Here is a 16,245-nt window from a genome sequence, read left to right on the forward strand (position 1 = left end):
GTCAGATGATCAAATGTTTTCAATGAATTTCCGTACTTCTTATGCTTTCTGCCAGACCCCTGAATCGATCTGGGCCAATGCTTTGAACGCAGGTCTGGCGAACCAGTAACCTTGCATCAGGTAAATCCCGCAGTCTGCGAGAAAATCCCGCTCTTCGGCACATTCGATGCCTTCGGCAATGACTGTAACCCCTAACTCCGCACACATTGTGACAACCCCGCGAACGATAGCCTGACGCGCGCGGTCGCGGTGAATATCTCTGCTTAATTGCATGTCGAGTTTTATCAAGTCCGGCTGAAAGTCGGCGAGCAGGGTCAGCCCCGAGTATCCGGCGCCGAAATCGTCGATGGCCGTCATGAAACCGAACTGGCGGTATTCACGCAGAATGTTGGTCAAATGGCGATTGTTATCGACGTGCTCACTTTCGATCGTCTCGAAGATCAGCCGATCCAGCGGGAAATTGTGCTGGCGTGCTGCTTCAAGCGTGCTGCGGATACACAACTCGGGTCGATAAACCGCATTGGGCAGAAAGTTGATCGAGAGCCGCTCTTCCATTCCCAACGCTGCTGCGCCTGCAATGGCGTGCGTGCGGCACAGCTGATCAAACCGATAGCGGTTTTTGTCCGTAACCTGACTCAATATCGAAAATGCGCCTTCGCCGTTGATGCCTCTGACGAGTGCTTCGTGAGCAAAGACTGACTGGCTGCGCAAATCCACAATCGGCTGGTAGGCGAATGCAAATGAAAAATCCAGATCGGGGCTGTTCCGGCAGCCGTCGCATCCGACAGGGCTTGAAGTCAATGACGTTGGAAATTCAGTCATATCGCATTCCATTGATAAAAGTTGCTGGGGGACGACAAGGCAGGTTAATCGTCGCAATCGCTCCCTGCACAGTGCTCCTGACGTAGTAAAGTCAGACTACTACCTGATTGAGGAATTCATATGGCTCAAAAGTCAGACGAAGAAGATAACGTCCGTCTGGACAAGTGGCTCTGGGCTGCGCGCTTTTACAAAACGCGTGCTTTGGCAAAGGCGGCAATTGAAAGCGGTAAGGTGCACTGCAGGGGCGAGCGTTGCAAGCCCGGCAAGGAACCGCGTATCGGTGATCAGTTTCAGATCCGTACTGGCTTTGATGAGCGCACGGTAGTGGTTGAGGCGTTGTCCGTAGTGCGCCGCGGTGCTCCCGAGGCGCAAACCCTGTACAGCGAAACGCCAGACAGTATCACCAAGCGCGAAAATCAAGCCGCGCTACGCAAAGCCGGCAATCTTGGAGTTACCACAGACGGCAAACCGACCAAGAAGCAGCGTCGACAGTTGTTCGATTTTCGTGGAGCGGTGCGCGATTGAGGTGAAGCCAGGCCAAACCCTGTGGGAGCGAATTCATTCGCGAAGGGGCCAACATATGCTGCGCCTGACATGCCGCCTTCCCGAATAAATTCAGTCCCACTGGATCAGGTGTTGTTTCAATACCCGCGCACCACACTCATACGGCTCACCACCGGCAACTTCTCAAACAGCGTGAAAATCGGCGCTGTGACCTTCAGCCAGAGATTGCTCATCACCGCCGCAAACGGCGTGTAATAACCCCAGCCCAACGCGAGCAGAGCGATCAGTACACCGCCAATATAGTCGTCCTGTCCCCAGTGAGCCCCGGCCACCAGGCGAGGCATCATGAACAGCAGCGCCAGCGCCCAGATCACAACACGCTGAACCAGTGTGCGGCTGAACACCGTCATGAACATCGCCCAGATCAACAGCACCGATGCATGATCGCCCGGGAAGCTTTGGCTGGAACGGTCTTTGAGTTCCCAGGCCTTCTCCAGATGAGGGTACATTTCGCTCAAGCGAATGGCGCCCTCCAGCACCATTGAAGGGCTGTCGTGTTGCAGGCTCGAATGATCCAGCCATTTGGAAAAGAGTGTGCGAATGACCAACAGCAAGAGCAGGATCGAAACGAATCCAAACAGCGCTGCACGCACCTGAACGGTTTTGAAGACCCAGTCACCTTTGATCAGCAGGCACAGCAGGATCAAGCCGACCACGGCATCGAAAGGACGCATACTGGCAACTGTCCATATGGACCGCCACACTACGTTCTGCTCAAGAGGCTGATTGAGTAAGTGAAACAGCCCTTCATCAAACTGGTTGAACAGGGCATGGCCGGTTGGCCATATCCAGATCCCCAGTAGCCCTAGGGCGATCAAATTGCACAGCACGAATCGGCTGATGTTCCACTTCGCTTGGAAGAGTGTGGGATAGCCCATAAAATGGCCCTTATTCTCATGGCAAGGCGCGTTACAGACGCACGAAACGGCGCTTTATAGACGCTTGTCATCAATTTGTCATCAATTCAGATACCTTCCCCCATGACTGATATCGAGTACTCCCAGCGCTTCATTTTTGACGAAAGCGATGTTCGCGGTGAACTGGTCGCGCTTGAGCGCAGCTATGCCGAGGTCCTGGCCAAACATCCCTATCCGGAGCCCGTCGCGCAACTGCTTGGTGAGCTTCTGGCCGCTGCCGCGTTGTTGGTGGGCACCTTGAAATTCGAAGGTTTGCTGATTCTTCAGGCACGCTCCAGCGGTGCGGTTCCCCTGCTAATGGTTGAGTGCTCCAGCGAGCGCGAGCTGCGCGGCATTGCTCGGTATGACGAGGCACTGGTGACACCCGGCGCCGGTCTGCAGGACCTGATGCCGGACGGCTCTCTGGCCATGACCATCGACCCGAAAAAGGGCAAGCGCTACCAGGGCATCGTCGCTCTGGATGGCGTTGACCTTTCTGAGAGTCTGTCGAGCTACTTCGTGATGTCCGAGCAGTTGGGCACGCGTTTCTGGCTCAAGGCTGACGGGCACCGCGCACGAGGCTTGCTGCTGCAGCAATTGCCCGTGGCGCATCAGACCGATCCGGAAGAACGCGACGCCACCTGGGAGCATGTCACCACGCTCGCCAGCACCCTGACAGCCGAGGAATTGCTGAGCCTGGACAATGAAACGGTACTGCACAGGCTGTTCCACCAGGATCCGGTAAGGATGTTTGAAGTGCAGCCGCTCTGCTTCCGTTGCAGTTGCTCCCGGGAACGTTCGGCCAATGCGCTGGTCAGTCTTGGACTGGAAGATGCGCAGCAACTGGTTATCGAGCATGGTGGCAGTGTCGAAATCGACTGCCAGTTCTGCAATCAGCGCTATCTTTTCGATGCCACTGATATCGCTCAGCTCTTCGCTGGGGGTGGGGTCGACTCGCCATCTGATACGCGCCACTAATCAAGCACGGATTACGCCTTACTACATGCTGTGGGCAGCGGTGAGGCGGTTCTGACGGGAGGCCTACCATTCTTGGGCTTTTCTGGCATAATCCGGCCCACTTTTCCGCTGTAGTAGTGGTTGTTTTTTTACTACAAAACCGTTTGGAGCACTCGGCCACTGGCCGACGGGGACCCTCATGACTCAAACCAACAACGCTGTGTACACCGATCTGAGCATCGACGACCTGGTCAAGCAAGCGCTTGCCCGCGGCGAAGGCGAACTTTCCGACACTGGCGCTCTGGTTGTGAGAACAGGCCATCGCACTGGCCGTTCGCCGGTCGATCGTTTCATCGTTGAAGAGCCAAGCACTCAGGATGCAATCGCTTGGGGCCCGATCAACCGCAAGTTCCCGGCTGACAAATTCGACGCTTTGTGGGAGCGCGTTCAAGCGTTCAACAATGCACAAGAGCATTTCGTTTCTCACGTGCATGTAGGCGCTGCTGAAGACCACTACCTTGCTGTGAAAATGACCACTCAGACTGCCTGGCAGAACATGTTCGGTCGCTGCCTCTTCATCAACCCGGCTCAGTACAACCCGGCGGGTCGTCAAGAGTGGCAAGTCCTGAACGTTGCCAACTTCGAATGTGTTCCAGAGCGTGACGGCACCAACTCAGACGGTTGCGTGATCATCAACTTCGCGCAGAAGAAAGTATTGATCGCTGGCATGCGTTACGCCGGTGAGATGAAAAAAGCCATGTTCTCGGTGCAGAACTTCCTGCTGCCGGCCTCTGACGTGCTGCCAATGCACTGCGCGGCCAACATCGGCGAAGAGGGTGACGTCACGCTGTTCTTCGGCCTGTCCGGTACCGGCAAAACCACACTGTCTGCTGACGAAAGCCGCTACCTGATCGGTGACGACGAGCACGGCTGGGGTGAAGGCGTGGTGTTCAATATCGAAGGCGGTTGCTATGCCAAGTGCATCGACCTCTCCGAGAAGAACGAGCCTGTTATCTGGAAAGCCATCAAGCATGGCGCAGTGCTGGAAAACGTTGTACTGGACGATACCAAGAAGGCTGATTACGCCGACGGTAGCCTGACCCAGAACAGCCGCGCGGCTTACCCGCTTGAGCACGTTGAAAAGCGCTCCGAGAAAAACCTCGGTGGCGAACCAAACGCTGTGATCTTCCTGACCTGCGACCTGACCGGTGTACTGCCGCCAGTGTCGATCCTCAGCGAAGAACAAGCGGCCTATCACTTCCTGTCGGGTTACACCGCACTGGTGGGTTCCACTGAAATGGGTTCGGGCAGCGGCATCAAGTCGACGTTCTCCACCTGCTTCGGCGCTCCGTTCTTCCCGCGTCCGGCTGGCGAGTACGCGGAGCTGCTGATCAAGCGTATCCGCGGTTTCGGTTCCAAGGTCTACCTGGTTAATACCGGCTGGACTGGCGGTGGCTACGGCGTTGGCAAGCGCTTCAACATTCCGACCACCCGTGGCGTGATTGCAGCGATCCAGAGCGGCGCGTTGATCGGTGCTGCCACCGAGCACCTCGACACCATCAACCTCGACGTGCCACTGGCCGTACCGGGCGTTGAAACCGGCCTGCTCAACCCACGTAATACCTGGGCTGACAAAGCTGCCTACGACGAAGCCGCCAAAGCCTTGGCTGGCCTGTTCGTTGAGAACTTCAAGAAGTTCGAAGTGAGCGACGCGATCAAGGCAGCGGGTCCACAGTTGTAATACGGACTGGCTGAACAAGAACCGCCCTTCGGGGCGGTTTTTTGTGGGTTTGTAAGTGGGCAAGTTCACTTTCATTAACCTGCTCAATGGCGTGGACTGAAACGGGACCTCCCGGTAGGAGCGAATTCATTCGCGAAGGGGGTTAGTCCTGAAAAATACTCGTGTCTGACACACCGCTTTCGCGAATGAATTCGCTCCCACCGGGATTCGGTGTGGTTGGTGACATGGTGGCGTCTGGGATGCCGTTGGGTCTTTGCTTTAGGCGGTCCGACACAACAAATGTGACGATTGCGAAGGATCGCTCTCTATCTCTTGAGTGAAGTTTCCGAGAGAATCCAACCCGCTTGCGCCTGCCAAATCATGGGTCTAGCCTGCCTCCCGTCGCTGCAAAATCAGCGGTCGGGTGTGGAAACCCGCATTGACCAGGCACAAGTATCATCAAGTAACTCGACAAACGAAGAGTGCTCTATGGTAGCTGTGTGCGGGCAGACTTCGGTCTGACCCGGGTGTGCTTGGTGACCGGTTTTCCACCCCGTACATAGCTGCCACCTCTTGCCGTGTGGAAATGGCGAGTGATGGCTCCAGTTGCTCAGATTTGGACCTTCACCATGCTTAAAAACACTTCTGATTTATCCATCAACCTCGAAGAAAACCTTTCACGTGCCAGCGACCTTCTGCGTTGCGCAGCCGCCACGGCTTATGAATCCAGCGATCAACTTTCCGGGCGAAAACGTGATCTGGCATTCTCGGTCATGCATCTGGTCGAGATGGCTCAGGCGTTAGTGGAGCGCTCTTTGGAAGGGGTAGAGGCGAGGTAGAGGCTGGATGAACCAAGCGGTCAAAGCCCTGCGGGCTTGAAAGCGGAGCGGGTTTGCTTTGATCAGCCAACTCACAATGGTCCGGACTGCAACGGGATATCCCGGTGGGAGCGAATTCATTCGCGAAGGGGGTTCGTCCTGAAAAATACTTGTGTCTGACACACCGCTTTCGCGAATGAATTCGCTCCCACGGGGATCTGGTGTTGTCTGCTCAAGTGTGGGCTCATGGACGCAGTCGTAACTGCTGCCTGGAGTAAGCGTTTACTTGAATGTCGAGGCTCACTGACAGTACTAATAAACGGTAAGGTGAGTTCAAAAAAACCGCCCCAAAGGGCGGTTTCAAAATCAAGCCAGCTAACTAAGCTTATTAGTGAATATCTTTATAAGCCTCATTGCCTTTAACCAGCGATGCTGCCAAGCCCGGTTGTGGCGTGAATGCTGTGCCCGTTAATGACGAAAAATGTGCGCCCTTATCGCCATGGCTGACACTACGTTCATCTTTGGTTTGCTCGGTCAGACCGGTGTAGGTGAACTTGCGCATCGCGATAAAGGTCGCTTCGTGCATGACAATACTTTGATGCAGAGCACTGACCTTTGCAGGCGACAGTCCCAGTTTTTTGTTCAGCGGAGCACCCCAGCGTGTCAGGCAGACCTCTGCGAAATGCCTGACCAGCTGGCCCGCTTCTGTTAGCGAACCGGGACCATCGGATCCTTTGAGGGATGCATTACCCACCAGCGTCGCGTGACGCCCAGCCATTGGGAAAATGCTTACCTTGGTCGAGGGATCGGTCTTGGGAATAACGCACGAGAAGCCTTTGGATCGTTCGTCCCGAGCGAAAAAGCCAACGTACTCTTTAACGTTTTTCCCGAGAGCAACTTTCTCAAGCTGGAAGTTCAAAGGGCCCGGAACCGGGTCAACCGCGAAAATATTGACCGGAATATGACGTAGAGCCGGATCACCCGCCATGGCATTCGCCAGCATGTGGCAGCTCACACCGCCTCGGCTCCAGCCGACCAGGTTGACTTGAGTGGGTATCAGCCCGCCTTTGCGAAAGATCTTGATGATCTTTTCCTGCAGATCTTGCGGTGTAACCTTGCGGTCGCCGTATTCATAGTGACGCCACAGCCAGGACGTTGGCTCTTGCCAATCCTGGATCGGCAGCCCGGCGGCTTTCAGCCGGTTGTATTCGACCTCGGTCAGTTTGGTGCGCTTCCAGTCGGCCTTACCTTTGATGAGGTTGATCGCATGCTGCACATTTTCGTACCAGCCCTTACCAAACGCGGTTCCGGTCCAGCCGTAACCTTTGGGCTCAGTGAACAATTCATCTGCTTGTAAATTGCCACTGCCAGGACCATCAATCACGACCCAGTCGGCGAACTCCCTATTGTTCATATTACTGGCCAACGTTGCGATTAACTCACCATTCCAGTAGTTGTTGTTCAACGTGTCATATTTGGTAGAACCTGTGCCGCAAAAGAAAATCGTAAATACACTCATGAGAAACCTCCGTGTTTTGATGAGTCAGGAGGAGACTAGATGAGTATTTTAATTCGAGCCGAGGGTGTTGTTACTCGATGTTGTTGGCTGCCCGGTTTAACTGGATAACGGTTGCTAACACGGCGGGTCTAATCAAAAAGTTTTATTTGAAATGATATTTTTCAGGAGATCACTTGTGCCCTGACACACCGCTATCGCAGCCTTCGGCAGCTCCTACAGGGATCGCTTTCCAGTTTCGCTCTACCCCGCCTCAAACGTCCTGTTGGCTTCGCAATAGCGTTCCTGAGTCTGCTTGCTTTGTTCATCCCGGTCTCTGGCAGCGCGTTTGGTCCATTCCTGACAGGACTCCTTGAAGAACACCACAGCGGCGCGACGGCACTCGCGATTTTCGACGCTGCCTTTGCTGAAGTTCATGCACACACTGCTGTTTTCGATGTGGTTGTTGAACACCCGAAAATCGGCGTGATAGCGGCTGCGACTGTCCACAGCCCTGAAGCTGACGCTGGCAATGCTGAAAGGTTTGGTCGGGCGTTCGGTGTTGGAGCGGGCGATGTCGGATTTGTAGTCCGCCATGTACCTGGATGACACCATGCCTTTGGCCGGTTCTCGCTCAGCCGCCTTTGGAACCTGGCCAAAACGGCAGTTGAGGACCGTTTCGTCGATCACGTTGCCGTTCTTCATGCACTCGTCCAGAGGCTGGACGCCTGGCGCTGGCAATTCCCGTCGGACCACATTGGGTCCGATGTAAGGTTCCGGAGCCTGGGCTGCAAAAGGCTGTGGCGCAGACGGTATCAAGGCCTGCGGCGGTTGTTCTGCGGTGGGTAGAGGTTTTTCAATCAAAGGCTGAGCTTGAGGTTTCGTACGGGGAAACAGCAGGTATCCGGCAAACACCGCAAGCGCCAGCACTATCAGCCATTTTGAATAGCCTGTGCCTTTGGGCCGACGTTCATGCCTGCGTTTGCGCGGATGAGCGCCCAATACAACGTCAACCTTGCCAGGTGTCAGGCGCTGGATGTGGGTAGATCCATCGTCGTTTGGCTGTTTGCTGGATTCCATTCCCTGTTTCCTTCGCCTTTGGCAAAGCTGCGTGTGATGGCGAAGGTTAAACCTTGTAAATAGCCTTTTGCTAGTAGTGCTTGTCTGTATCCTTATTCATTTTTGTAATGCTTTGGTTGTTTTCTGACCAGGCTGACCGCGCTAAGGTCTCGCACCTTGGTCGAGGTCAATGGAGTGGCAGCTTATGTACAAGCGTCTTGAACAGGTTTTCGGGTATTCAGAGTTTCGTCCGGGGCAGGAAGCCGCTATCAGTGCCGTGTTAGCGGGGCGCTCTGCGGCGGCTATTTTCCCGACAGGGTCGGGCAAGTCGTTGTGTTATCAACTGCCTGCGCTGATGCTTCCGCATCTGACACTGGTGGTTTCGCCGTTGCTGGCGCTGATACAGGATCAATTGGCATTTCTGCAGCGCCACGGTATTTCGGCAGCCAGCATTGATTCAGCACAGAGTCGTGATGACGTTTCACAGGTCATGGCCCGGGCGCGCTCAGGTGAGCTGAAGATCCTGATGATTTCCGTTGAGCGATTGAAGAATGAGCGCTTTCGCCACTTTATCTCGCAGGTGCCGATCTCGTTATTAGTGGTCGACGAGGCTCACTGTATCTCTGAATGGGGCCATAACTTTCGGCCCGACTATCTCAAGCTGCCGGACTACCAGCGCGAATTCAATATCCCTCAGGCGCTGCTCCTCACTGCTACCGCCACGCCGCAGGTCATTGACGACATGCAGGCCAAGTTCGCCATCGAGCCGCAGGATGTGGTCATCACAGGGTTCTATCGCTCCAACCTGAATCTGTGGGTCGAACCCGTGACCGGGTGGGACAAACGGCGCCGACTGGTGGAGTGGCTGGGCGCCAAGCCCGATCAGCCGACTATCGTCTACGTCACGCTGCAGAAAACCGCCGAGTACACCGCTGCGCACCTGGCGCAGAACGGCATTGCGGCCAGTGCTTATCACGCAGGGTTGCCCCACGATCAGCGCGAGTCTATCCAGCGGCAGTTCATGGACGGCCAGCTCAATTGCATCGTGGCAACCATTGCGTTCGGCATGGGCATCGACAAGAGCGATATCCGCAACGTGGTGCATTTCGATCTGCCCAAATCCATTGAGAACTACAGCCAGGAAATCGGCCGCGCCGGGCGTGACGGCGCCCCGTCTGATTGCCTTGTGTTAGCCAATCGCGACAGCCTCAATGTGCTGGAAAACTTCGTTTACGGCGATACGCCGGAGTTGTTCGGCATTCGTTATGTCCTTGAAGATTTACTGGATGCCGGTCCGCAAGGGCAGTGGGAATTTCTGCTTGGACCATTGGCGGAGCAGGCCAATATTCGCCAACTGCCGCTGAAAACCTTGTTGGTGCAACTGGAGTTGCGCGGCATTATCGCGCCGCGCTATGCCTATTTCGCGGAATACCGCTTCAAGTTCCTGATCGAGCCGGAGGCGCTGGTGCAGCGTTTCGAAGGGGAGCGTCGGCAGTTTGTCGAGGCTTTGGTTGCGACGTCCACACGGGCGCGAACCTGGGCGACGGTGGATTTCGATGCGATGTATCAGCAGTATCAGGCCGAGCGTGGACGGGTGGTAACAGCGCTGGACTATTTTCAGGAGAAAGGCTGGATCGAGCTGGAAAGCAAGCAGATGACTGAGGTCTACAGCCTGCTGGTTACCGATTTTGATGCTGAGGCGCTTAGTGTCGAGCTGCATGAGTACTTCAGCGAGCATGAAACCTCGGAAGTCAAGCGGATCCACGCGATGCTTGAACTGTTCGCCAGTGAGCAATGCTTAAGCAGTCGGCTGGCGGATTACTTCGGTGATCACAAGGCGCCACGCCGCTGCGGGCACTGCTCAGTCTGTACCGGGCATGTCACGCGGTTGCCGGAGCCTCCTGCGTTGGCACCGCTGGAAGCGCAGAGCTTCGAACAGCTGTGCGGGGCGTTCATCCTCAAGCATCAGGAGTACAGAGACCATCTTCCCAGTGCCGATTGCGTGACTCGATTCCTGTGTGGCATCAGCGTGCCGTTGTTCACCAAACTCAAGGCGCGAGGGATACCAGGCTTTGGTCAGCTGGAGGATTATCCGTATGCGGCGGTGAGGGATTGGGTGCGGGTTAATCTTAAAGAGCGCACGACTGATTGAATTGGAATGCAATTCCTTTGTGGGAGCGAGGCTTGCCCGCGATAAGGTCAACCTAATTTAGAGACATGGACCGAGTTATCGTTTATCGCGGGCTGAGCTCCTATCAAACATCACTCCAATAATGGATTTGAAACGCGGACCTTGTAGGAGCTAACTTGTTGGCGAAGCGGAATTTCTGACGATGCGGGTCCGACGTCTCGCCAACAAGTTGGCTCCTACAGGGTTATCCGTTTGCTTAGCGACAGCGAGGTGTCAGGGATACCGGGACCACTCCCACAAAAAACTCGACCCTTTCGGAAAATGCCTATGACCAACACAACCCCGCAACGCGCCGACTACCGTCACTTCCAGCCCATCACCACGCGTTGGCACGACAACGATATCTACGGCCATGTGAACAACGTGACCTACTACAGCTTTTTCGACAGTGCTGTGAACACCTACCTGATCGAGCGCGGTGGGCTGGATATTCATGACGGTTCGGTGGTGGGCTTTGTGGTCAGTTCGTCGTGCGATTACTTTGCTTCGATTGCCTATCCCGAGCTGATTGAGGTCGGCTTGCGGGTTGCGAAGCTGGGCAATAGCTCCGTGCAGTACGAGTTGGCGGTGTTCAAGGCTGGGGAAGATGAGGCTTGTGCGGCGGGGCGCTTTGTTCACGTGTTTGTAGATCGGGGGTCCAATCTGCCGGTATCCATACCTGAGACGCTGCGCGAGGCGTTGCAGGCTTTAGTGGTCTGAAAACAACACTGGCCGCTTCATGGGCGGCCAGTGTGTTTGTCAGGTCAAACACGTCACTTAACGATGACGGTAGTGGTGTTTGTTTTTACGGTGGCCATGAGCGTGTCCACGTGGACCACGGTCACCACGATAGCGACGGTTATCACGATCATCGGCGCGGCTTTCGTTGCCCATGTAGTTACCCAATGCACCACCAGCACCGCCACCTGCGGCTGCGCCGACCAGGCTGCCAGTGCTGCCGCCCACGCTACGACCGATCACGTTACCGCCCGCAGCGCCCAGACCGCCGCCAATGGCTGCTTCTGTACGGCTGCGACGGTCGGCACCCACGGCCGCGCCACCTGCGCCACCCAGGCCTGCGCCAATCGCTGCACCTGTGTTGCCGCCCAGTTGTTGGCCGACAACGGAACCGAGTACCCCACCCAATGCACCGCCCACACCCGACTCAACCGTACCGCCTGCTGAGGCGAGACCACTGGCCAGAGTGAGTGACAACAACAGAATCGAGGAATACTTCATGCAATGAACCTCAAAGGGATGACGGCGCCGATGCTGAGGTTCTGCCGAGATTGTGGCAACGCAAATCCGACGAGTAACACGACTGCCACACAAATACCTAAGTTACTGTTTTTGCTCAGGAACTTAAGTGGTTTTTGGCAGTCTGAGCTTACTTGATCAAGGCCCGTTTCTCGCGAAACGGGCCTTTTTTGTGCGTATGAAAAGGCTTCTGTAGGAGCTGCCGCAGGCTGCGATTGCATCATCACTGACACAACGGGATTCGCAGCCTGCGGCAGCTCCTACAGAGGTAGTGTGTTTCTCTGGGATCAGGCTAAACCCTGATCAAACGATCCGTGCCGACTCAGCCGCACGCTCCAGCTTGATCGCCACGAACTTCGAGGTTGGCGTGCTGCTGCCATCCCCAACGCTTTCCAGTGGTACCAACGGGTTGACCTCTGGGTAGTACGCGGCAGCTTGACCTGCGGGAATGTCGAAAGCCAGCAAGGTGAAGTTCTTCACACGGCGCTCGCGACCATCACCCCAGATCGAAATCAGATCAACCTTCTGCCCTGGCTGGTAGCCAAGGCGAATGATGTCGGCTTCGTTGACGAACACAACATCACGCTGACCCTTCACGCCGCGATAACGGTCGTCCAGGCCATAAATAGTGGTGTTGTACTGATCGTGGGAGCGCATGGACTGCATGATCAGGTCAGGCTCCTGACCTGTGGAGCGCACGCTGGCGTGTACCAGATCAAGCGGAAGCATGTTGGGCTTGAAGTTGGCGCGCTCGGTTGCGGTGTTCCAGCGACGAGCACCTGCGGCGTTGCCCAGGTAGAAGCCACCTGGATGCTCCAGGCGCTGATTGAAGTCTTTGAAGCCTGGAATAGTGTCGGCAATCAGCTCGCGGATGCGGTTGTAATCTTCCACCAGCCACAGCCAGTCCACCGGCTGCTTGCCCAGTGTCGCGTTGGCAATGCCCGCAAGGATTGCAGGTTCCGAACGCATTTGACGGGACGACGGTTGCAGCTGGCCGTTGGAGGCGTGAACCATGCTGAACGAGTCTTCAACGGTAACGGCTTGCGGACCGTTGGCCTGTATGTCGATGTCGGTACGGCCAAAGCACGGCAGGATCAACGCTTCTTTACCGTGGCTCAAGTGGCTGCGGTTGAGTTTGGTACTGATCTGTACGGTCAGGTCGCAGTTGCTGAGAGCAGCAACGGTGCGGGCGCTGTCCGGCGTCGCCTGGGCGAAGTTGCCGCCCAGTGCGATGAAGACTTTGGCGCGGCCTTCGGCCATGGCGTGGATCGCTTCAACCACGTTGTGGCCGTTTTCACGCGGGACTTTGAACTGGAAACGACGCTCCAGCGCATCAAGGAAAAACGCCGGTGGACGCTCGTTGATGCCCATGGTGCGGTCGCCCTGCACGTTACTGTGACCGCGCACCGGGCACAGACCAGCGCCTGGGCGGCCAATGTTGCCGCGCAGCAGCATCAGGTTGGCGATTTCCTGAATGGTCGCCACCGAGTGGCGGTGCTGGGTGATGCCCATCGCCCAGCACATGATGACGTTCTTGCCCTTGAGGTACATGCGCGCGGACTTTTCGATATCCGCCAGCGTCAGGCCAGACTGCTCGACGATCTTGTCCCATGGGGTGTCGTCGATAGTCGCCAGGTAGTCGAGCACGCCATGGGTGTGTTCGTTGAGGAAGGCGTGGTCGAACACTGACGGCTCATTGGCCGCCTGCGCATCGCGTTCCCATTGCAGCAGGAACTTGGCCATGCCGCGCAACAGCGCCATGTCACCACCCAGTGCCGGACGGAAATAGGCGGTGTTGGTTGGACGATCACCGTTGGTGAGCATTTCGATCGGGTGTTGCGGATGCTGGAAGCGCTCCAGGCCACGCTCTTTGAGCGGGTTGACGCACACCACCTGAGCACCGCGTTGAACGGCTTCACGCAGAGGTTCAAGCATGCGTGGGTGGTTGGTGCCAGGGTTCTGGCCCCAGACGAAAATCGCATCGGCATGTTCAAAGTCGTCGAAGGTCACCGTGCCTTTGCCGACGCCAACGCTTTGCGACAATGCAACGCCGCTGGCTTCGTGGCACATGTTCGAGCAGTCAGGGAAGTTGTTGGTACCGTAGGCACGAACGAACAGCTGATACAGGTAAGCGGCTTCGTTGCTGGCCCGGCCCGAGGTGTAGAACTCGGCCATGTTTGGGTTCGGCAAGGCTTTGAGGTGCTTGGCGATCAGGGCAAAAGAGTCGTCCCAGCTGATCGGCTTGTAGCGATCGGTTTCGGCGTCATAAACCATAGGCTCGGTCAGGCGGCCCTGATATTCGAGCCAGTAGTCGCTTTGCTCGCGCAAGGCGCTGACGCTGTAGCGGGCAAAGAAGGACGGGTCGACACGACGTTTGGTCGCTTCCCAGTTCACCGCTTTAGCGCCGTTTTCGCAGAACTTGACCATGCCGCTTTCTGGCGAATCACCCCACGCGCAACCTGGGCAGTCAAAGCCGCCGTTCTGGTTGGTCTTGAGCATCATGCGCAGGTTTTTCAGTGCGTTGTCGCTGGTCAGCCATGCATGAGTCACACTGATCAGTGCGCCCCAGCCACCGGCGGCACCTTTGTAGGGCTTGTAGCGCGGGACTGGTTTTTGGTCGGCTTCTTTATGCAGGCTCATGCTTGATTCTCCATCACGGGACTATAAACCCGCGGCGCACTGTGTTGCGGCAGGTGAATTAGGTTCAGGTTATGACGACGTGCCCACTGCAAGGCCAGGCCGGTAGGCGAGGACAAGCTGACCAGCGTCTGGATACCGGCGCGCAGCACTTTCTGGATCAACTCCAGGCTGCAACGGCTGGTGACGATGGCGAGGCCGCCGATTATTGGAATTTGCTGGCGCACCAAAGCGCCAATCAACTTATCGAGGGCGTTGTGTCGACCGATATCTTCCCGGCCCAGCAGCAATTGCCCTTGGTTATTCATGAAAACGGCGGCGTGTACCGCACCGCAATGGCGACCCAGCGGCTGGAACTCACCAATACGCTGACGCAAGCCTTCAAGCCATTCGATAGGCGGTAGAGGCGCACCCGGCAACACATTCAGTTCTGGCAGCGCCTGTTCAACAGCTTCCACTCCGCACAGGCCACAGCCGCTGGTCCCCGCCATTTGCCGACGCTGCTGTTTGAGGTCCCAAAAGGCACGGCTGGCGATTTCTACTTCGGCCTGCTGCGCAGAACCGCAGCCGCTGAGCTTGATGTCGTAGATTTCATCGGGCGAAGCGATGATGCCGCTGCCCAGGCTGAAGCCCACCACAAAGTCTTCAAGGTCGGTCGGGGTGACCAGCATGACTGCCTGGCTGATGCCGTTGAAGGCGATGGCGAGTGCTACTTCTTCAGCGAGATCGGCAGGCGCCGACACATCGCGGTCGAGGTTCGAGTAGCTGTATGACTGGCTTGCGGCGGGCGCGGGCGATAGTTCTGCGGGCGCCGTACTGACCGTTCGCTTGGCGTGCATGGGAACGTACCGGCAGAGTGATATCGCACAAGACTAGGCGTCTTGTCGGGTATCGTCTAATCGCTAGTTCCAATGCACTGATAGATGACGTCGATCAATGTTTTTCCATGAGTTTCTGGTAGAGCGCAAAACACGCTTCAGCCAGTACCGAGCGAGGTGCGCTGCGCCGCATGATCATGCCCAGACGGGCCATGGTGCGGGCGTCGTCGATGGGTTGTAGACGCAAGTCTTCAGTCAGGTTAACCAGCTCACCTTCCAGCGGCATGATCGCGCAGCAGAAACCGCCATGCACGGCCTGAAGCAACTGATGAACGGCATCAGTCTGCAGCATCGGAATGAACTGCAGGCCACGACTGTGAAAGTTGTGATCGATGGATTGGCGGAAGTGCATGCCGCTGGTCAACAAGCCCAGTGGCAGCTCAATCAGATCCGCCCAGGTCAACGGCTGCTCGCCAAAACTGAAGTGGCGATGATCGTAAAGCAGGCCCATGCGGGTTTCGGCAAGGGTCAGGGAGTCGAAACGTTCGCCGTCCAGGTGTTCCATGTAGGAAACGCCCAGATCAATGCGATTGCTCGCTAATTGTTCCAGGATCTGTTCGGAGCTGAGTGCTGACAGTTCGAAGCGCAGATTGGGATGGCTTTCATGCAGCAACCGTAATAACGGCAGGGGGTCGAAGCTCGACAATGGCACCACGCCCATCCGCAGCGTGCCGACCAGGTGGCCGCGACACGCAGCCGCTTCGGCCTGCAAGCCGTCATAAGCCGCCAATACTGTACGTGCCCACGCCAGCACGCGTTCGCCCGGGGCGGTAAAACCCTCGAAGCGCTGCCCGCGAACCACCAGTGGCAGCTCAAGCTCTTCTTCCAGATTGCGCAGGCGCATCGACAGGGTCGGCTGGGTAATATTGCAACGTGCGGCAGCCTGGCCAAAGTGCCTCGTCTCATCGAGGGCGATCAGGAATTTGAGTTGTTTGATGTCCATATTCGCTCCATTGGTACTGCAAGCGAGTG

Annotated in this window: 14 protein-coding genes; 6 read left to right on the forward strand and 8 right to left on the reverse strand. The window is 56.4% G+C overall.

All coding sequences use genetic code 11. The features are described 5' to 3' along the window. Positions 1 to 39: 39 nt before the first annotated feature. Positions 40 to 822: an EAL domain-containing protein gene (locus RX972_RS03195; protein WP_316872533.1), complete on the reverse strand. Its 783-nt coding sequence runs from the start codon at positions 820 to 822 to the stop codon at positions 40 to 42. A 120-nt stretch (positions 823 to 942) separates the two neighbouring features. Between RX972_RS03195 and RX972_RS03200 the strand changes: the two genes are divergently transcribed. After that, positions 943 to 1,347: an RNA-binding S4 domain-containing protein gene (locus tag RX972_RS03200; RefSeq protein ID WP_316872534.1), complete on the forward strand. Its 405-nt coding sequence runs from the start codon at positions 943 to 945 to the stop codon at positions 1,345 to 1,347. A 116-nt stretch (positions 1,348 to 1,463) separates the two neighbouring features. Here the strand turns inward: RX972_RS03200 and RX972_RS03205 are convergent, their stop codons facing one another. After that, positions 1,464 to 2,264: a phosphatase PAP2 family protein gene (locus RX972_RS03205; RefSeq protein ID WP_231675375.1), complete on the reverse strand. Its 801-nt coding sequence runs from the start codon at positions 2,262 to 2,264 to the stop codon at positions 1,464 to 1,466. A 102-nt stretch (positions 2,265 to 2,366) separates the two neighbouring features. Here RX972_RS03205 and hslO point away from each other — a divergent pair, with 102 nt between their 5' ends. The 3 genes from hslO to RX972_RS03220 all read left to right on the forward strand — a co-directional run bounded on the left by hslO (position 2,367) and on the right by RX972_RS03220 (position 5,798). Next, on the forward strand, positions 2,367 to 3,260 hold the full coding sequence (hslO, locus tag RX972_RS03210) for an Hsp33 family molecular chaperone HslO (protein WP_027899921.1): 894 nt from the start codon (positions 2,367 to 2,369) through the stop codon (positions 3,258 to 3,260). A gap of 178 nt (positions 3,261 to 3,438) precedes the next feature. Then, positions 3,439 to 4,980, forward strand: a complete 1,542-nt coding sequence (locus tag RX972_RS03215; protein WP_099268390.1) for a phosphoenolpyruvate carboxykinase — start codon at positions 3,439 to 3,441, stop codon at positions 4,978 to 4,980. Between the two features lie 608 nt (positions 4,981 to 5,588). Then, positions 5,589 to 5,798, forward strand: a complete 210-nt coding sequence (locus tag RX972_RS03220; protein WP_099268441.1) for a DUF6124 family protein — start codon at positions 5,589 to 5,591, stop codon at positions 5,796 to 5,798. Between the two features lie 367 nt (positions 5,799 to 6,165). Here RX972_RS03220 and RX972_RS03225 read toward each other — a convergent pair whose 3' ends face one another. Continuing rightward, positions 6,166 to 7,296, reverse strand: coding sequence for a hypothetical protein (locus tag RX972_RS03225; RefSeq protein WP_316872535.1), 1,131 nt, complete (start codon positions 7,294 to 7,296; stop codon positions 6,166 to 6,168). 240 nt (positions 7,297 to 7,536) lie between these two features. Further along, on the reverse strand, positions 7,537 to 8,352 hold the full coding sequence (locus tag RX972_RS03230) for a hypothetical protein (protein ID WP_316872536.1): 816 nt from the start codon (positions 8,350 to 8,352) through the stop codon (positions 7,537 to 7,539). Between the two features lie 184 nt (positions 8,353 to 8,536). On the opposite strand from RX972_RS03230, the gene RX972_RS03235 reads away from it, so the two are divergent. Together RX972_RS03235 and RX972_RS03240 are read left to right on the forward strand one after the other, a co-directional pair. Next, the gene (locus RX972_RS03235) at positions 8,537 to 10,483 is read left to right on the forward strand and encodes an ATP-dependent DNA helicase RecQ (protein WP_316872537.1); all 1,947 of its coding nucleotides are present in this window, start codon (positions 8,537 to 8,539) and stop codon (positions 10,481 to 10,483) included. 306 nt (positions 10,484 to 10,789) lie between these two features. Next, positions 10,790 to 11,221, forward strand: coding sequence for a thioesterase family protein (locus RX972_RS03240; RefSeq protein WP_316872538.1), 432 nt, complete (start codon positions 10,790 to 10,792; stop codon positions 11,219 to 11,221). Positions 11,222 to 11,278: 57 nt separating this feature from the next. Here the strand turns inward: RX972_RS03240 and RX972_RS03245 are convergent, their stop codons facing one another. The 4 genes from RX972_RS03245 to RX972_RS03260 form a co-directional block, all read right to left on the reverse strand. Further along, on the reverse strand, positions 11,279 to 11,740 hold the full coding sequence (locus RX972_RS03245) for a YMGG-like glycine zipper-containing protein (RefSeq protein WP_027899927.1): 462 nt from the start codon (positions 11,738 to 11,740) through the stop codon (positions 11,279 to 11,281). Between the two features lie 321 nt (positions 11,741 to 12,061). Then, positions 12,062 to 14,398: an FdhF/YdeP family oxidoreductase gene (locus RX972_RS03250; RefSeq protein WP_027899928.1), complete on the reverse strand. Its 2,337-nt coding sequence runs from the start codon at positions 14,396 to 14,398 to the stop codon at positions 12,062 to 12,064. After that, positions 14,395 to 15,234, reverse strand: a complete 840-nt coding sequence (fdhD, locus tag RX972_RS03255; protein WP_231675370.1) for a formate dehydrogenase accessory sulfurtransferase FdhD — start codon at positions 15,232 to 15,234, stop codon at positions 14,395 to 14,397. Before fdhD ends, RX972_RS03250 begins: the two co-directional genes overlap by 4 nt. Positions 15,235 to 15,328: 94 nt before the next feature. Next, complete coding sequence (locus tag RX972_RS03260) at positions 15,329 to 16,216, reverse strand: LysR family transcriptional regulator (RefSeq protein ID WP_027899930.1); 888 nt, start codon at positions 16,214 to 16,216, stop codon at positions 15,329 to 15,331. Between the last annotated feature and the right edge of the window lie 29 nt (positions 16,217 to 16,245).

Origin of the sequence: Pseudomonas syringae group sp. J309-1, from assembly GCF_032582135.1 — a bacterium.
Lineage (GTDB): Bacteria > Pseudomonadota > Gammaproteobacteria > Pseudomonadales > Pseudomonadaceae > Aquipseudomonas > Aquipseudomonas quasicaspiana.